The organism is Paenibacillus cookii (genome assembly GCF_018333375.1).
Taxonomy (GTDB): domain Bacteria; phylum Bacillota; class Bacilli; order Paenibacillales; family Paenibacillaceae; genus Paenibacillus_AQ; species Paenibacillus_AQ cookii.
The window spans coordinates 1-16261 of sequence record NZ_BORW01000012.1; the positions used below are offsets into that span (position 1 = coordinate 1).

At 55.6% G+C, this 16261-nt stretch carries 14 protein-coding genes; 11 read left to right on the top strand and 3 right to left on the bottom strand.

Annotated elements, in window-relative coordinates; genetic code table 11:
* Positions 1–320 precede the first annotated feature (320 nt).
* The 10 genes from KI367_RS12960 (at position 321) to KI367_RS13005 (ending at position 12572) form a co-directional block, all read left to right on the top strand.
* Positions 321–4004: a nitrate reductase subunit alpha gene (locus tag KI367_RS12960; protein ID WP_212950132.1), complete on the top strand. Its 3684-nt coding sequence runs from the start codon at positions 321–323 to the stop codon at positions 4002–4004.
* A complete protein-coding gene (gene narH, locus KI367_RS12965; protein WP_212950134.1) occupies positions 3994–5529 on the top strand; it encodes a nitrate reductase subunit beta in 1536 nt (511 codons plus the stop codon). The genes KI367_RS12960 and narH overlap by 11 nt, the downstream gene beginning before the upstream one ends.
* On the top strand, positions 5522–6091 hold the full coding sequence (gene narJ / locus KI367_RS12970; protein ID WP_036714605.1) for a nitrate reductase molybdenum cofactor assembly chaperone: 570 nt from the start codon (positions 5522–5524) through the stop codon (positions 6089–6091). The genes narH and narJ overlap by 8 nt, the downstream gene beginning before the upstream one ends.
* On the top strand, positions 6088–6777 hold the full coding sequence (narI, locus tag KI367_RS12975; protein WP_036714607.1) for a respiratory nitrate reductase subunit gamma: 690 nt from the start codon (positions 6088–6090) through the stop codon (positions 6775–6777). The genes narJ and narI overlap by 4 nt, the downstream gene beginning before the upstream one ends.
* Positions 6778–6852: 75 nt before the next feature.
* On the top strand, positions 6853–7317 hold the full coding sequence (locus KI367_RS12980) for a GAF domain-containing protein (protein ID WP_036714609.1): 465 nt from the start codon (positions 6853–6855) through the stop codon (positions 7315–7317).
* Complete coding sequence (locus tag KI367_RS12985; protein ID WP_246536887.1) at positions 7314–8390, top strand: sensor histidine kinase; 1077 nt, start codon at positions 7314–7316, stop codon at positions 8388–8390. The genes KI367_RS12980 and KI367_RS12985 overlap by 4 nt, the downstream gene beginning before the upstream one ends.
* Entirely contained in the window at positions 8387–9034 is a 648-nt protein-coding gene (locus tag KI367_RS12990; protein WP_036714615.1) for a response regulator transcription factor, read from the top strand. The genes KI367_RS12985 and KI367_RS12990 overlap by 4 nt, the downstream gene beginning before the upstream one ends.
* A 206-nt stretch (positions 9035–9240) precedes the next feature.
* The gene (locus KI367_RS12995; protein WP_246536888.1) at positions 9241–10791 is read left to right on the top strand and encodes a nitrate/nitrite transporter; all 1551 of its coding nucleotides are present in this window, start codon (positions 9241–9243) and stop codon (positions 10789–10791) included.
* A gap of 32 nt (positions 10792–10823) precedes the next feature.
* Entirely contained in the window at positions 10824–11840 is a 1017-nt protein-coding gene (gene moaA, locus KI367_RS13000) for a GTP 3',8-cyclase MoaA (RefSeq protein WP_212950136.1), read from the top strand.
* A 6-nt stretch (positions 11841–11846) separates the two neighbouring features.
* Positions 11847–12572 carry a YwiC-like family protein gene (locus KI367_RS13005; protein ID WP_212950138.1) on the top strand — a complete coding sequence of 242 codons (726 nt, stop codon included), beginning with the start codon at positions 11847–11849 and terminating at the stop codon, positions 12570–12572.
* Between the two features lie 69 nt (positions 12573–12641).
* On the opposite strand, the gene clpP is transcribed toward KI367_RS13005, so the two are convergent.
* Together clpP and KI367_RS13015 are read right to left on the bottom strand one after the other, a co-directional pair.
* Positions 12642–13229: an ATP-dependent Clp endopeptidase proteolytic subunit ClpP gene (gene clpP / locus KI367_RS13010; protein ID WP_036715762.1), complete on the bottom strand. Its 588-nt coding sequence runs from the start codon at positions 13227–13229 to the stop codon at positions 12642–12644.
* A gap of 45 nt (positions 13230–13274) precedes the next feature.
* Positions 13275–13943, bottom strand: a complete 669-nt coding sequence (locus tag KI367_RS13015) for an RNA polymerase sigma factor (RefSeq protein ID WP_052147484.1) — start codon at positions 13941–13943, stop codon at positions 13275–13277.
* Positions 13944–14249: 306 nt separating this feature from the next.
* Here KI367_RS13015 and yunB point away from each other — a divergent pair, with 306 nt between their 5' ends.
* Positions 14250–15104: a sporulation protein YunB gene (gene yunB / locus KI367_RS13020; RefSeq protein ID WP_212950140.1), complete on the top strand. Its 855-nt coding sequence runs from the start codon at positions 14250–14252 to the stop codon at positions 15102–15104.
* A 71-nt stretch (positions 15105–15175) separates the two neighbouring features.
* Here yunB and KI367_RS13025 read toward each other — a convergent pair whose 3' ends face one another.
* Positions 15176–16261, bottom strand: coding sequence for a M23 family metallopeptidase (locus KI367_RS13025; RefSeq protein WP_036708947.1), 1086 nt, complete (start codon positions 16259–16261; stop codon positions 15176–15178).

Genomic DNA, 16261 nt, shown 5'->3' on the forward strand with positions numbered 1-16261 from the left:
TCTACTGAAGGTGGCAGGCATCCGCCTCGCTACTTTCCTGCAAAAGCGACAGAACAAAAAAAGTTGGACGGAAAACATGACGTTTTTCCGACCAACTTTTTATTTTGGGGACTTATTGGACAGCCCCTTTTTATGAACAGGCGGCTGGGGAATGCCATGCAAAATGCTGCGGATAGGCGACACCGAGGGAATTTTGGCGGGGAAATAGGAGTTTCCCTAATAGGAACCCCGGAGGGCGGCCTCCATAATAAAAGTATCCGAATGGACGACATATTGATTCCCCGATCATTGTCATTCATGCATAAGGAGTGGAGCGTCCGATGAAACGCAAACAGGGACTCAAATTTTTCAAACGATTGGAAAGTTACTCGGGCGATTGGTCCGTTCTTGAAGAAAAAAGCCGGGACTGGGAGGATATGTACCGCGGCCGCTGGTCGCACGACAAGGTCGTGCGGACGACGCACGGCGTGAACTGCACGGGTTCGTGCAGCTGGAAGGTGTTCGTCAAAAACGGCATCATCACCTGGGAGAACCAGCAGATCGACTATCCTTCCTGCGGCCCGGACATGCCGGAATTCGAGCCGCGCGGATGCCCGCGGGGCGCCTCGTTTTCATGGTACGAATACAGCCCGCTGCGGGTGAAATACCCATATATTCGCGGCAAGCTGTGGCGCTTGTGGAATGAGGCTTTGCAGGAGCATGGCGACGATCCGGTCGCCGCCTGGGCCAGCATCGCTGAAGACCCGCAAAAGTCCAAAAGCTATAAACAAGCGCGCGGAAAAGGCGGCCATGTGCGCGTATCCTGGCAGGATGCCACAAAGCTGATTTCCGCGCAGTTAATCTATACGATCCGCAAATACGGCCCCGACCGGATTGCCGGTTTTACGCCGATCCCGGCGATGTCGATGATCTCTTACGCTTCAGGGGCGAGATTCATATCCTTGCTTGGCGGCGAGATGCTCAGCTTCTATGACTGGTATGCGGACCTGCCCCCGGCTTCCCCGCAAATTTGGGGCGAGCAAACCGACGTGCCGGAATCGAGCGACTGGTACAACGCCGGTTACTTGATCATGTGGGGCTCGAACGTGCCGTTAACGCGGACGCCGGATGCCCATTTTATGACCGAAGTACGCTACAAAGGCACCAAGGTCGTATCGGTGGCGCCGGACTATGCGGAAAACGTGAAGTTCGCCGACCATTGGCTGGCCCCGAATCCGGGGACGGATGCAGCCGTCGCGCAGGCCATGACCCATGTCATTTTAAAAGAGTTTTACGAAGAGCGGCAGGAGCCGATGTTCCTGAACTACGCAAAACAGTATACGGATATGCCGTTTCTTCTCCTGCTCGAGGAATACGAAGGTGGTTATAAGGCGGGCCGGTTCCTCCGGGCAAGCGATTTGGGCGATGAGTCCCAGCACGCCGAATGGAAACCGGTCATCATCGACGAAACGTCCGGAGAGATCATCGTTCCGAACGGTACGATGGGCCAGCGCTGGGAACAGGACCAAAAGTGGAACCTGAAGCTTGAACGCAAGGACGGTTCCGTCGTTTCTCCGGCCATGTCCGTTGCAGCACAGGGAGCAGAGCCGCAGACGATCTATTTTCCATATTTCGATAACAACGCCAACGGCACGTTTGAGCGGCATATTCCGGCGAAAAAAATCCGGCTTGCCGATGGCAGCGAACGTTTGGCCGTAACGGTGTACGATCTCATGCTGAGCCAATACGGGATCGGCCGGGCGGGAAGCGGCACGGAAGGAGCAGGCGCAGGCTACGACGATGCCAATTCGTTCTACACGCCTGCCTGGCAGGAAAAGATCACCGGGGTCAAAGCCTCGGTCCTGATCCAGATTGCCCGCGAGTTCGCGCAAAACGCGCTCGATACGGGCGGACGCTCCATGATCATCATGGGGGCGGGCATCAATCACTGGTTCAACAGCGACACGATCTACCGCGCGATTTTGAACCTCGTCATTTTGACGGCTTCGCAGGGCGTAAACGGCGGAGGCTGGGCCCATTACGTGGGCCAGGAGAAATGCCGGCCGATCGAGGGATGGTCCACGGTCGCTTTCGCCAAGGATTGGCAGGGGCCGCCGCGCCAGCAAAACGCGACCTCGTTTTTCTACTTCGCCACCGATCAATGGAAATATGAGGAGATGGGCGCAGACTCCCTGAAATCGCCGACGGGCGGGGAGATCCGTTACCGGCATCCGGCGGATTATAACGTTTTGGCGGCAAGGCTGGGTTGGCTGCCGTCCTACCCGCAGTTCAACAAAAGCAGCCTGGCTTTTGCGGAAGAAGCGGCGAAACAAGGGAAAACCGCAAACGAAGAGATCGTAAAACATGCGCTTCAGGAGATCGTTTCCGGCGAAACCCGTTTTGCGGCGGAAGACCCCGACGCGCCCGAAAATTTCCCGCGTTCCCTGTTCGTGTGGCGTTCGAACCTGATCTCCAGCTCCGCCAAAGGGCAGGAGTATTTCATGAAACATCTGCTGGGAACGTCCGACGGCCTGCTTTCGGAGCCGAATGAAGACGAAAAGCCGGAAGAAATGGTCTGGCGCGAAAATACGGAGGGCAAGCTGGACCTGCTTGTGGCCCTCGATTTCCGGATGACGTCGACGCCGATGTATGCGGACGTGGTTCTGCCCGCGGCGACCTGGTACGAAAAAACCGACCTGTCGTCGACCGACATGCACCCTTTCGTCCATCCGTTTAATCCGGCGGTGGATCCGCTGTGGGAATCGCGCTCGGACTGGGACATTTACAGAACGATCGCGCAGACGTTTTCGAACATGGCGAAGACGTATCTGCCCGGCGTATACAAGGACTTGGTGAGCACTCCGCTCGCGCATGATTCCGTGAACGAAATCGCTCAGCCTTACGGGGAAGTGAAGGATTGGCGCAAAGGGGAAATCGAAGCCGTACCGGGCAAAACGATGCCGAACCTGACCGTCGTCGAACGCGATTACACGCAAATTTACGATAAATTCATTACGCTCGGACCGAATTTGGCAACGGGCAAAGTCGGGGCGCACGGCGTCAGCTTTTCGGTGGCCGAGGAATACGAAGAGCTGAAGCGCATGAACGGGACGTATGAAGACGATTCGATCAAAAGCGGGCTTCCGAAGCTCTATACCGCCAGAAACGCGGCGGATGTCATATTAAACATTTCCTCAGCTACGAACGGCCGGGTGTCGCAGCGCGCCTGGGAATCCGCCGAAAAGGACACGGGCGTGCCGTTGAAGGACATTTCGGCGGATCGCGCCGCGGAGCGGATTACCTTCCAGAGCATTACCGCCCAGCCGCGGGAAGTCATCCCGACGCCGGTGTTCAGCGGATCGAACAAAATGGGCAGAAGATACTCGCCGTTTACGACGAATATCGAGCGCCTCGTGCCGTTCCGGACGCTGACGGGCAGACAGCATTTTTATATCGACCATGAAATTTTCCGGCAGTTCGGCGAAGCGCTGCCGGTCTACAAACCGACGCTGCCGCCGATGGTGTTCGGACCTCGCGACAAACAGGTTGCCGGCGGCAAAGACACGCTTGTGCTCCGCTATCTGACGCCGCATGGCAAATGGAACATCCACAGCACGTACCAGGATAACCTGCACATGCTGACGCTGTTCCGGGGCGGACCGACGGTGTGGCTGAACGACGAAGATGCGGGGGGGAACGGGATTCGTGATAACGACTGGCTGGAGGTATACAACCGCAACGGGGTCGTGACGGCCCGGGCCGTGGTCAGCCACCGGATGCCCAAGGGAACGATGTACATGTACCATGCCCAGGATAAACATATCAACGTCCCCGGCTCCGAGATCACGAAGGAACGTGGCGGCAGCCACAACGCGCCGACCCGGATTCACGTCAAGCCGACGCAGATGGTCGGCGGATATGCCCAGCTCAGCTATGGATTCAACTACTACGGACCGATCGGCAACCAGCGGGATGTGTACGTGGCTGTCCGCAAAATGAAAGAGGTGGATTGGCTTGAAGATTAAAGCGCAAGTCGCCATGGTAATGAATCTGGACAAATGCATCGGCTGTCACACATGCAGCGTTACCTGCAAAAGCACCTGGACGAACCGGCCCGGAGCCGAATATATGTGGTTCAACAACGTCGAAACGAAACCCGGCGTCGGGTATCCGGTCCAGTGGGAGGATCAGGAGAAATACAAGGGGGGCTGGACGCTCCATAAAGGGAAGTTGCAGCTGAAATCCGGCAGCAAGCTGTCCAAAATCGCGCTCGGCAAAATTTTCTACAATCCCGATATGCCGGAAATGAAGGATTACTATGAGCCATGGACCTACAACTATGAGCATCTGACCAATGCCGGAGAGAAGAAACATCAGCCGGTGGCCCGTCCGAAATCGGCCGTCACCGGAGAAACGATGGACCTGGAATGGGGCCCGAACTGGGAAGACGACCTAGCGGGTGCCCATGTAACGGGGCCGAAGGACCCGAATATCGAAAAGATCGAGGAAGAGATCAAGTTCAACTTCGAGCAGACGTTCATGATGTATTTGCCCCGCCTGTGCGAGCACTGCCTGAATCCTAGCTGCGTCGCATCCTGCCCTTCGGGAGCGATGTACAAGCGGGACGAGGACGGAATCGTGCTGGTGGACCAGGAAGCTTGCCGCGGCTGGCGCTACTGCATGACCGGCTGCCCATACAAAAAGGTGTACTTTAACTGGAAAACGAACAAGGCAGAGAAATGCACCTTCTGTTTTCCAAGAATCGAAGCAGGGCTGCCGACGGTATGCTCGGAGACCTGCACCGGCCGCATCCGGTATTTGGGTGTGATGCTGTATGACGCCGACCGGGTGCAGGAAGCGGCTTCCACGCCGGACGAAAAGGATCTGTACCAGGCGCAATGCGATCTGTTCCTCAATCCGCTTGATCCTGCCGTCATCGGGCAGGCGCGAAAGGACGGCATCACGGAAGAATGGATCGAAGCTGCGCAGAACTCGCCTGTTTACAAGTTGGCCATTGAATACAAGTTGGCTTTCCCGCTTCATCCGGAATACCGGACGCTGCCGATGGTATGGTATGTGCCGCCGCTGAGTCCGATCATGAACTATTTTGAAGGCAGGGATTCGATCGCGAACCCGGACATGATTTTCCCGGCGATCGAAGAGATGCGCACGCCGATCCAGTACCTCGCCAATCTGCTGACGGCGGGCGACGCCGCGACGGTGAAGGAAGCCTTGCAAAAAATGGCGATGATGCGTTCCTACATGCGAGCGCAGTCGTCCGGGGCCGGGTTTGACGAAGCGCGTCTGGCACGGGTGGGCCTGACAGCCGCCCAAATCAAACAGATGTACCGTCTGCTGGCGATCGCCAAATACGAAGACCGGTTTGTCATCCCGACGTCGCATAAAGAAAGCCATATGGACGTCTACCGCTCCCAAGGGCTTGAAGGCTTCGGCGCGGCATGCGGCGGATGCGGCCCGGCAAGCCCGCAGGGCAAAACCGGCAAAGAGCTGTACGAGGAGAACTTCTACGGGGGGATCTGGCGTGATTAACATCGAAAAGCTGCATGGGCATAAAGCTGCGTTCGGATTTTTCGCCCGGATGCTGACGTACCCGGAGAAGCTTGATTTTCATCCGCTCGTATTGGAGGAGTCGATCGGTTACTCCCATCCGGCATATGCCTCGGTTCTTACCTTCTGGAATTTGATGCACGAATACAGCATGGAAAGCATCGAGGAGATGTACGTTCAAACGTTCGATTTTCAAAAGGAAACGACGCTTTACATGACCTACGCGAAATTCGGCGACGGGAAGGAGCGCGGAAAGATGCTGGTCGGGCTGAAAGAGACCTATCAGCGGTTCGGCCTGGATATCAACAGCTCCGAGCTGTCGGATTACCTGCCGCTGATGTGCGAATTTTTGTTTGCGGCCGACTGGAGGGGACGGGAAAAGGAAGCTGCGGAAAGCCTGGATCTGGTGGTCGCCGTGATGGAGGACGGTACGTATCATCTTCTTAAGGCCTTGAAAAAGCTCGAAAGCCCTTATTCCCATCTCATTCAAGGGCTGCGCGACACGTTTAAAGCATGCATCGTTCAGGAGGCTGCCGGATCATGAAGATGATGGATCAGTTTCTGTGGGTTATTTTTCCGTATATGTGCGTGGTGGTCTTTATCGTCGGCCATGTTTACCGTTACCGTACGGACCAATTCAACTGGACGGCCAAATCGAGCGAATTTATCGAGAAAAAACATTTGAAGCTCGGAAGCCTGATGTTCCATCTGGGCATCATTCCCGTCATTGGCGGGCATATCGTCGGTCTCGGCATTCCCCGGTCATGGATGGAGGCCGCGGGGATCGACGACCATCTGTACCACATCGGTGCGGTGTACGTCGGCGGGGCGTTCGGTCTGGTGACTTTGGCGGGAATGCTGCTGCTGACGGCCCGGCGGTTTACGTTCAAAAACGTGCGCCGGCTCAGCTCGGCCTCGGATTTGATCGTCAATGCGCTGCTTTTATTCATCGTGTTTATGGGCATGTACAGCACGCTGGTTACCAATTGGGCGCAGCCGGATTTCAACTACCGCGAGAGCATATCGGTTTGGTTCCGGGATCTGCTCATCTTGCGCCCCGACGTTTCGTTGATGCGAGACGTTCCGCTTAGTTTTCAAATACACGTATTAGCGGGCTTTTGCATCTTCGCCTTATGGCCGTTTACCCGGCTTGTCCATGTGTGGAGCGTTCCTTTGAATTATTTGGGCAGAAGATATATCCTGTATAGAAGGCACCGCAAATCTGCATAAAGGGACCGCCATGATAAAAAGTAGACGAGAGAAGGCGCTAACGGCCTTCTTTTCTACATCGGGGGAGTTATGACGATGAACAATCAGCCGGGCTTTCATTATCAGGAGGAAATCGACAAGCTTCGGGAACGGTTCCGATTCGATTTCGTGTCCTTGGCATGGGTACAGCCGGCTGAGGATCGGTTCGTGTTAACCTGGCAGTATGCCTCGGGAAATTTGAACGAACGTTACAAACGGATCGTGCTTCATTCCGGCAAGGGGATTGCGGGCATCGTATTCAAAACCGGCAAGCCGATGCTCATTCAAAATGTCGCGGCAGACCTGAGCTCAAGGGACTTGTTCAATTATCCGATCATCGTCGCCGAGCAGCTGAAAAGCCTGGGGGCCGTTCCGCTTTGGGAGGGAAAACGCGTCGTCGGCGTGCTGCTTGCGGGGTATCGGACGGAGGATCGGCTGGATGAATCCTCGTTCGAGCTTTTTCAGCAAGGTCTTGAAACGGAATTCGGAGCGTTCCGCGTAAAGGAGGGGGCGCACCCTTGATTCAAATGACGGAGGAGCATTTGCACGATCTGCTCAAAAAGATGTACTTGAACAGCATGGAGGCCATCTTTTTTATCGATGAGGACGGCAACGTAATCGCCATGAACCCGGCCGCGGAGAACATTTTGGACGTCGACGTGATCCGGCGGATGCGCTCGGGCGTGGATGAATCCTTTTGCCAAACCTGCAAGGGGTATACGGATGAAAAGGATCTGATCTCCTGCTCCAAATGTTATCTGGATTACCCTCAAGGGGAATTTTCCTCGTTCCAGGTGTACTTGAAAACGCGCGGCGAAGGGATCGTCCCGTATGCGGCCAGCTATCATACGATCGACGAGTCCCGCGGAATCCGGGTGCTGATGCTGCTCGATCTGACGAAACAGCAGAAGACGCAGGAAATGCTGCAGCGGATGAACATGCTGAAATACGTCATCAAAGCCCAGGAAGACGAGCGGAAAAGAATTTCGCGCGAGCTGCATGACAGCGTAGCCCAAGAGCTGCTCAGCTCGCTTGTCGACCTGCGCGTATTAAAATATATGGACGTCGGGGAAGATGCGCTCAATAAACTACGGCAGACCGAGGCGTCTCTTACCCGTTTGCTCGACGACATCCGGCATTTATCGGTCGAGCTTCGCCCCTCTTCTTTGGACGATTTAGGGCTGGAGGCCGCTTTTCGGTCGCATTTCAAATGGATCGAAAAAAATTACGGCATCCTCGTCCGGTTTTCCGCGGAGTTGGCCGCCGCCCGTTACGGCAGCGAAATTGAAACGGTCGTTTATCGCGTATGCCAGGAGGCGGTGTTAAACGCCCTGAAATATTCGGGTATGGACGAGGTCCATGTGCGGTTATGCGAGGAACAAGGCCAGCTTCTGCTGACGGTACGCGACGACGGCGTCGGATTCGACCTGAATGCCGGCGAAGCCAAGGGAACCGGCCTCGGACTGTACGGCATGCGCGAACGCGCCGAACTCGTCGGGGGGCAGTTCATGCTGCTGTCGGCTCCCGGCGGCGGGACGACCGTGCAGCTCCGCATACCGATATCTTCATTTGAGGGGGAGGCGAATGAATCATGAAAATCGTGATCGCGGATGATCACGCCGTCGTTCGCAGCGGCTTTTCCATGATCCTGAACTACCAGACGGACATGGAAGTCGTCGCGACGGCTGCCGACGGGCTGGAGGCTTACGCGATGGTGGCGAAACATCGCCCGGACGTGCTTCTGATGGACTTAAGCATGCCTCCCGGCGAGAGCGGACTGATCGCAACAGGCAAGATCAGCGCCGACTTTCCGGAAACGAAAATTTTGATATTGACGATGTACGACGATGACGATTACCTGTTCCACGTCCTTAAAAACGGCGCTTCAGGTTACGTTCTTAAAAACGCGCCCGATGAGGAGCTCGTCTCGGCCATTCGCATGGTGCATAAAGGGGGGACCTACATCCATCCCCAGATGGCGACCTCGCTGGTGCGGGAGTTCATCAAAAAAGACAGCGAAAGCGCGGACAACGATCCGTTTAACAGCCTGTCCAAACGCGAGATCGAGATTTTGCCGCTGATCGCCAAAGGGTACGGCAACAAGGAAATCGCGGAAAAATTGTACGTTTCGGTCAAGACGGTGGAGGCTCACAAGGCAAAAATCATGGAGAAGCTGAATTTGAAAAGCCGCCCGGAGCTGGTGGAATATGCGCTGAAGAAAAAGCTTCTCGATTTTTAACTTCTTGTTGGTTTTTCGCGAACTCGTAAAATGTGCAGGCCATACTTCAATTGAATCCATTCCGTTTCACCATCATCGATATATAGGGAAGTTCCCCGGCAAGGTTCAGGGAACTTCCCTATTACCTTTGTGAATACATGCACTTACAATAAGACATGGGGATCAATACAGTCAGCCATTCAATACGTTTGAAAAAGGTGATGGACGTGATCAAAAAAATGCAGCTGCCGCTGCAAACATTGAATCTGGTGCTGGGGTTTATGGTATGGGTCATCATCTCCGCGCTTCTGCCGTTCATCCGCGAGGATATATCCATTCCGGCGGACCAGCTTGCGATCCTGACGGCAATCCCGGTCGTTCTGGGTTCGATCCTGCGGATTCCGTTAGGGTATTACGCCAATGTGGTCGGGGCCAGGATCGTATTTATCGCAAGCTTTATCCTGCTGCTTTTCCCCGTCTATTTGATTAGCGCGGCTTCGTCTTTTACCCGTCTGGTCATCGGGGGGCTTTTCCTCGGAATCGGAGGGGCCGTGTTTTCGGTCGGCGTTACCTCGCTGCCCAAATATTACGCCAAAGAAAAGCTGGGGCTGGTCAACGGCATTTACGGGATGGGGAACATCGGCACGGCCGTCACCACGTTTGCCGCTCCCGTTATCGCCACGCAGATCGGGTGGAGCAGCACGGTCCGGCTGTATTTGATTTTGCTGCTGTTGTTCGCCGTCCTGAACGTTTTTTTGGGCGACCGTAAAGAAGTAAAAATAAAAACGCCGATCGTGGAGCAAATCCAAGGGGTCTACAAAAATGAAAAGCTGTGGTTTTTCTCCCTGTTTTATTTCATCACGTTCGGGTCGTTCGTAGCGTTTACGGTCTATCTGCCGAACTTTTTGGTGTCGCATTTCGAGCTCTCCAAAGTGGACGCAGGGATGCGTACGGCGGGTTTTATCGTCGTCGCCACCTGTTTGCGTCCCGTCGGCGGCTGGCTTGCGGATAAATTCAAACCGCTGTTTTTGCTCATGGCCGTTTTTGTCGGGCTGACGATCGCGGCGATTCTGCTTGCCTTCTCGCCCTCCATCGGTTTGTATACGGCCGGCTGCTTAACCATCGCCGTTGGGGCGGGTCTAGGGAACGGCATTATTTTCAAGCTGGTTCCGCTTTATTTCAACAAACAGGCCGGCATCGTCAACGGGATCGTGTCCATGATGGGCGGCTTGGGCGGATTTTTCCCGCCGCTGATGCTTTCCTTCATCCATTCGGTGACGGGTCAATACTCCATCGGCTTCATGGCGCTTTCCCAGGTTGCTTTAGCCAGTCTGGTCATCGTGGTCTGGATGTATTACCAGGATAAACTGGCGGTATCCTCCGAGGTGTTTAACTCGACGGGCCAGGGCATCCTTGTGACGGACACGAAAGGGAAAATCCATGCCGTCAACCCGGCCTTCACGGAGCTTACGGGGTATACGGAGGAAGAGATCATCGGCAAAAATCCCAAGGTGCTCAAATCCGGCCGCCAATCCCGCGAATTTTACGACCGCATGTGGGCCGAAATCATGGAGCGGGGAAGCTGGCAGGGACAGATTTGGAACCGCCGGAAAAACGGCGAGGAGTATTTAGAGCTGTTAACCATTAACGCCGTAAAGGATGATGCGGGGGACGTGGTTCATTATGTAGGCACGTTTAGCGACATTACGCGCCAGCCTCCTCACGGCAATGTCCGGCGGGATGATCCCGCGCTGACGGGGTTGCCGCTGCAGGGGTAATGACGGATATGATTCGAGGGGGGCGGCTGCCCATGGCGGCAAATATCATTCAAGACCGGCTTTCCAGGCCGATGCGGGACTTGCGGATTTCCGTGACGGATCGCTGCAATTTTCGCTGCGCGTACTGCATGCCGAAGGACATTTTCGGGGACGATTATGCGTTCTTGCCAAAAGAAAGCCTGCTGTCATGGGACGAAATCGCGCGCCTCGCGGGCCTTTATGCCAAGCTTGGCGTGCGTAAAATCCGGTTGACCGGCGGCGAACCGCTCATGCGGCGCGGCCTCCCCGATCTGATCCGAATGCTGAAGGGCATTCCGGGCATCGAGGATATCGGCTGCACGACGAACGGACTCCTGCTTGGAAAGCAGGCGCAAAGTTTGTACGATGCGGGGCTTCGGCGCCTGAACGTCAGCCTGGATGCCCTGGACCCCGAGTTGTTCGGCGCCATGAACGGCCGCGGCATCCAGCCGGCCATCATCCTTCGCCATATCGAACAGGCCAGGGAGATCGGTTTTCAGGTCAAAGTCAATATGGTCGTGCAAAAGGGAGTGAACGACCGCGAGATCGTGCCGATGGCCGGATATTGCAAATCCGAGGGGATTACGCTGCGTTTCATCGAGTTTATGGACGTCGGCAACGAAAACGGATGGAACCTCGGGCGAGTCGTGACGAAGCGTGAAATTTTCGAACGGTTGGGCGGGGACGCAACGTTGCAGCCGGTATGTCCCGACCATCCCGGGGAAGTGGCCCAGAGGTACCGTTATACAGACGGCCGGGCCGAGGTCGGCTTCATCTCCTCCGTCTCGGAAGCTTTTTGCTCCGCTTGTTCGCGGGTGAGGTTGTCTTCCGACGGGAACATGTACGCATGCCTTTTTGCTTCGGCCGGCTTCGACCTCCGCGCTCTGCTTCGCGCAGGCGCTTCGGACGACGAGCTGCTTGCAGCCATCATAAGCGTATGGGAGAAGCGGGAGGACAGGTATTCCGAAGAACGAACGGAGCACATGGCCTCTCATCGGAAGAAAATCGGGATGTCTTATATCGGGGGCTGAATGAGGATGAAAAAAAGTCATATGGTCATTCCAAGGGAACATGGCGGCTGGGCTATGCTAAGCGTCCCTTTTCTCACCGGCATGTCTGCGGCCAAACCGACGCTCCTTCATCTCCCGCTGTTTTTGGCCTGGCTGCTGCTGTACATGGCGTCGTATCCGCTGCTGCAATCGCTGAAAAAGACGAGTAACCGCGGGAGATGGCTTTCCTGGGGGATCGGATATGCGGCGGCAGCGGCCATTTTTCTTGTTCCGCTTTTGATATGGAATCCCTGGCTGGCCGGTTTCGCCCCCGTGCTGATCGTCCTTGTGTTCGTGCCGGTATGGCATGTCCGACATAAAGCCGAGCGGGCGTTCGCCAACGATATAAGCGCCATCTTGCTGTTCTGCACCGGCGGGGCGGCGGCTTACATGCTGGGCGGAGGGACCTGGGGCAGGGAACTGCTGGAGGTTATGCTCTATAATTTTTTGTATTTTACGGGCACCGTATTTTTCGTTAAATCGGTTTTCCGGGAACGAAAAAATAAACGCTGGACGGTTTACTCGCATTTGTACCACGTCATCGCGCTCCTGCTGCCGTTGTTCACCTTGAACCCGTGGATGTGCCTGGCGTTTCTTTACCCTTTGGCGAAGGCGCTGGTTTTTTCCGGCAAAACGGTAAAGCCGATGAAGGTCGGCATGATGGAGATCGCCGGATCCGTGCAATTTTTGGTTTTCTTTTTGATTTGGCTTTAAACGCGAGAAAAAGCGGCCCGAGGCAATTCATGCTTCGGGACCGCTTTTTGCCTTATTGTTTTTTCGCGCTTAGGTCAGCGGCTGCGTAATGATTTTGTCTACCATCCCGTATTCGAGGGCTTCCTGGGCGGTAAGGAAGAAGTCGCGATCGGCGTCTTTATATATCTTTTCCAGCGGTTGGCCGGTTTTTTCGGCGATGAATTTGTTGACTTTTTCTCTCGTTTTAAGGATCCGGCGGGCGGAAATTTCGATGTCGCTGGCCTGCCCCTGTGCGCCTCCTAGCGGCTGATGCAGCATAAATTCGCTGTTCGGCAGGGCATACCGTTTGCCTTTGGCGCCGCCGAGGAACAGGAATGCGCCCATGGAAGCAGCCATGCCCATGCAAATCGTGCTTACCTGCGGCTTGATGTAATCCATCGTGTCGAGGATCGCGAACCCGGATGTGATCGATCCGCCCGGGCTGTTGATGTACAGCGAAATTTCTTTGTCCGGATCGTCGGCGGCGAGGAACAGCAGCTGGGCGATGATGCTGTTCGCCACTTGGTCGTTCACCTCGGAACCGAGGAAAATGATCCGGTCTTTCAGCAACCTGGAGTATATATCATACGAGCGTTCCCCAAGACGGGATTGCTCGACGACGTAAGGAATCGTGTTCATGCATGCAGCCTCCTTCGGGTATTCAAAATGAGCCTTGCGAAAGGGCTACGCCGCACGTAAACGAAGGGATATGGGCCCGCTTCCGGATGGATGCGCACGCCGTTGCGCAGGTTCTGCTTGCTTGACCTTCCGCAGTTGGACGGCCAGCCGCTTAAGCAGCTCGGGCTGTTCCATGCGGATGGCAACGAGCAGCTGCCGCTGGAACCAATCCGCATCGACGGGCTCCCACTCCTGGGCGGAGGCGGGGGGTTCCGGAAGCTCTTCTCCGTTTACATTGTGGCGCGCCCGATGCAAAAGCGATTTGACGGCCGTTTCGCTCGTTTCGAGCGCATCGGCAATATCGGACAACTTGTATTCGAAGACATCCTTCAGCACGAAAGCAAGCAGCTGCTTGGGCGTCAATCGCTCCATCAGCGTCTCGAGTCCGCTGAGCAAAAGCTCCAGCGGTTTGTCGGAGGACGGTTCGTCTACGGACTGGCCCGTCGTTTCGCGCCCTTTTTTGCGCAGCTGGTCAATCCAGTGGTTGCGGGCGATCGTAGCCAACAGCGGGAAGCTAGGCGTTCGTTTGCCTGAAGGGTCCTTTTGGCAAAATCTCAGCGCCTTGAGCATGGAGTCGTGGGCCAAATCCTCGGCGTCCCAAGGATTGCCGGTCACGCTCAGGCAGAAGTGCTTCAGTTTCGGGTAAACGTCTTCCATTTCTTTATGGATTAACATGTTAATCACTCTCCTTGAGAGGCCTCTACATAATAAACGTTTGGGATGGCGTTAAAGGATACGGGCGCGCAAAAAAATTTACGCAGCCTTTTTCCCATTATACCCGTTCGCGCATGAAATTCCTTCTTCATCAAAGAACGGCAGCCCGTTTCCTGGCAAACCGGAAGGGGCCTGAACAGAATGATCGGCCTCGTTCGCAAAAGGCATGGGCTTCATGGCCCGGCCCGACTTTGTGGGTTATTTCGGTGGACAGGGACATATGCTGTAAGGTAGGCAACCTCTTCTTCAAAGGAGGGATGGGCGAACATGAGAAGAAGGGCGAGATGGCGAAGCAGAGGCGCCAATAAACCGCGCAGCAGACGGAAGGTATGGCTGATCGCCATATTGGTGTGCCTTATTCTTCTTCTGCAATTTTTTGCGTACGTGGAAAACCACATGAAACCCCCGATCATGCATCTGGCCAAAATCCGCATGAAGCAAATCGGAACGGACGCCATCAACGAAGCCGTCGCATCGCAGGTGGCCAAAGGGGAAAACGCGGAAGAGCTGATCGACTGGAAAATGGACTCCTCCGGCAAAGTATCCGGCTTTATGCTGAATTATGCCGAACATATGAAAATCACGTCGGAGACGTTCAAAGTCGTGCAAAATACGCTGCAAAACAAACATATGCTTTCCGAAAGCATCCCGCTGGGGCAGGCGCTGGGCAGCCCGATTCTTGCTTCCTTCGGCCCGAACGTTCCGATTCGCGTCGAACCGCAGGGGGCCGTCAAAGTGGAGCTGAACACGAGGGAAAAAGACGCCGGCATCAACATGGTGCTGGTCGAGGTTTTCATCCATGTCACCGTGGAAGTGGCGGTCGTCATTCCGTTCGACATGGAGCCGGAGGTGATCGATACGGAAATTCCCGTTTCCTATCTGATGGTCGTCGGGGACGTGCCGATGTATTACTACAACAGCCAGGGCCAACCCATCGGCAGCAACGGCGCCAATGCGCCGAACATCGCGCTGCCCGGCATTGCCGGCCAAGGGGCTTCATCCCACAAGAGCGGGTCCGGGGACCCAAGCGGGGGAGCGGCCGCGGTGCCGGGACGATCATCGACAGATTCCGGCGAAAACGCCGGGAACGCCGAGACCGGGGAAAGCCCGGCGCACAAATAAAACAATCCCCTCTCTGGCAAAGCAACCATGCCCGGCCTTGAAGAGGGGATCATTTTTTGCGTGTCTTGAATTTAACGGCCGGCTTTTCTTTTGGCCTTGATCGCCTTCCGTTCCTCCGCCTCCCAGTGGCGCAGCAACGGGTAGGGATCAAACGACCATTCGGCCAATCCGCTGTCGCGGTAAATGCCGTAATGGAGATGCGGCGGGAATTTGCCTTGGGTGCCCGGCTTGCCGTAACCGGAGCTGCCCACCCAGCCGATCGTTTGGCCGGGCGTGACGATGTCGCCCTGATTGAGGCTTTTCTCGAAGCCTTGCAAATGCGCGTAATAATGGTACCGGTTATCGAGGTCCCGAATGCCGATGCGCCAGCCCCCAAACGGGTTCCAGCCTTTCAGCTCCACGATGCCGTAGCAGGTGCTGCGGACGGGGGTTCCGTACGACGCGAAAATATCGGTTCCTTCATGGATGCGGTATCCGCCCCAGCTTCGCCCGCTGCCCCACGTGTCCCGGTACGAATACGAAGCCGAAACGGGGAGCGGAAAGGCATGTCCGGACAAATCGAGGGTTTGGAATTTTTCGTACAGCTTGGAAAACTGCAAAATGCGCTGCACCGACCGGCCGTTATGATAATACTCCCATAAGGCGATGCCAAAGTCGTCCTCGGATTGACCGTGCCGAAGAAGATAGGAGGCCATGCTGTAAAGCACGTCCATATCGTCGTTCATGTCGGCGCGTCCGTCGCCCGACCCGTCTTTGCCGTAGCCGTTGAAGATGCTGATGGAACGGGGGTTGCTGTCGTTCCGGTCGGGATTGAACATCCCGCTCCAGACCGGTTCGTTCATGTAAATGCCGGTCAGCCGTTTCGGGTGGCTGCGGTCTTTCGGATGGGCTTTGGTGAGCGTATGCTCGTACTGGTCGACCGCGGCGATCCGGTACCATGGAATCCGGGTGGTCGCCGCTATTTTATCGTAAAGCTTTTTTCGAGAGGCAAGTACGTCCTCCCGGCTCATCTTGTCCAAAGATTCGGCGGTTGTAGCGGATTCGGGATCGGGGCTCCCCAAAGCAGGACAAGCCGCGGTACCGAAAAGAATCGCTGCGGCGGTTGCGCTAATCAACAAGCGGCGCGCTTTTTTCGGCTTGAATTCGGATTTTTTCAT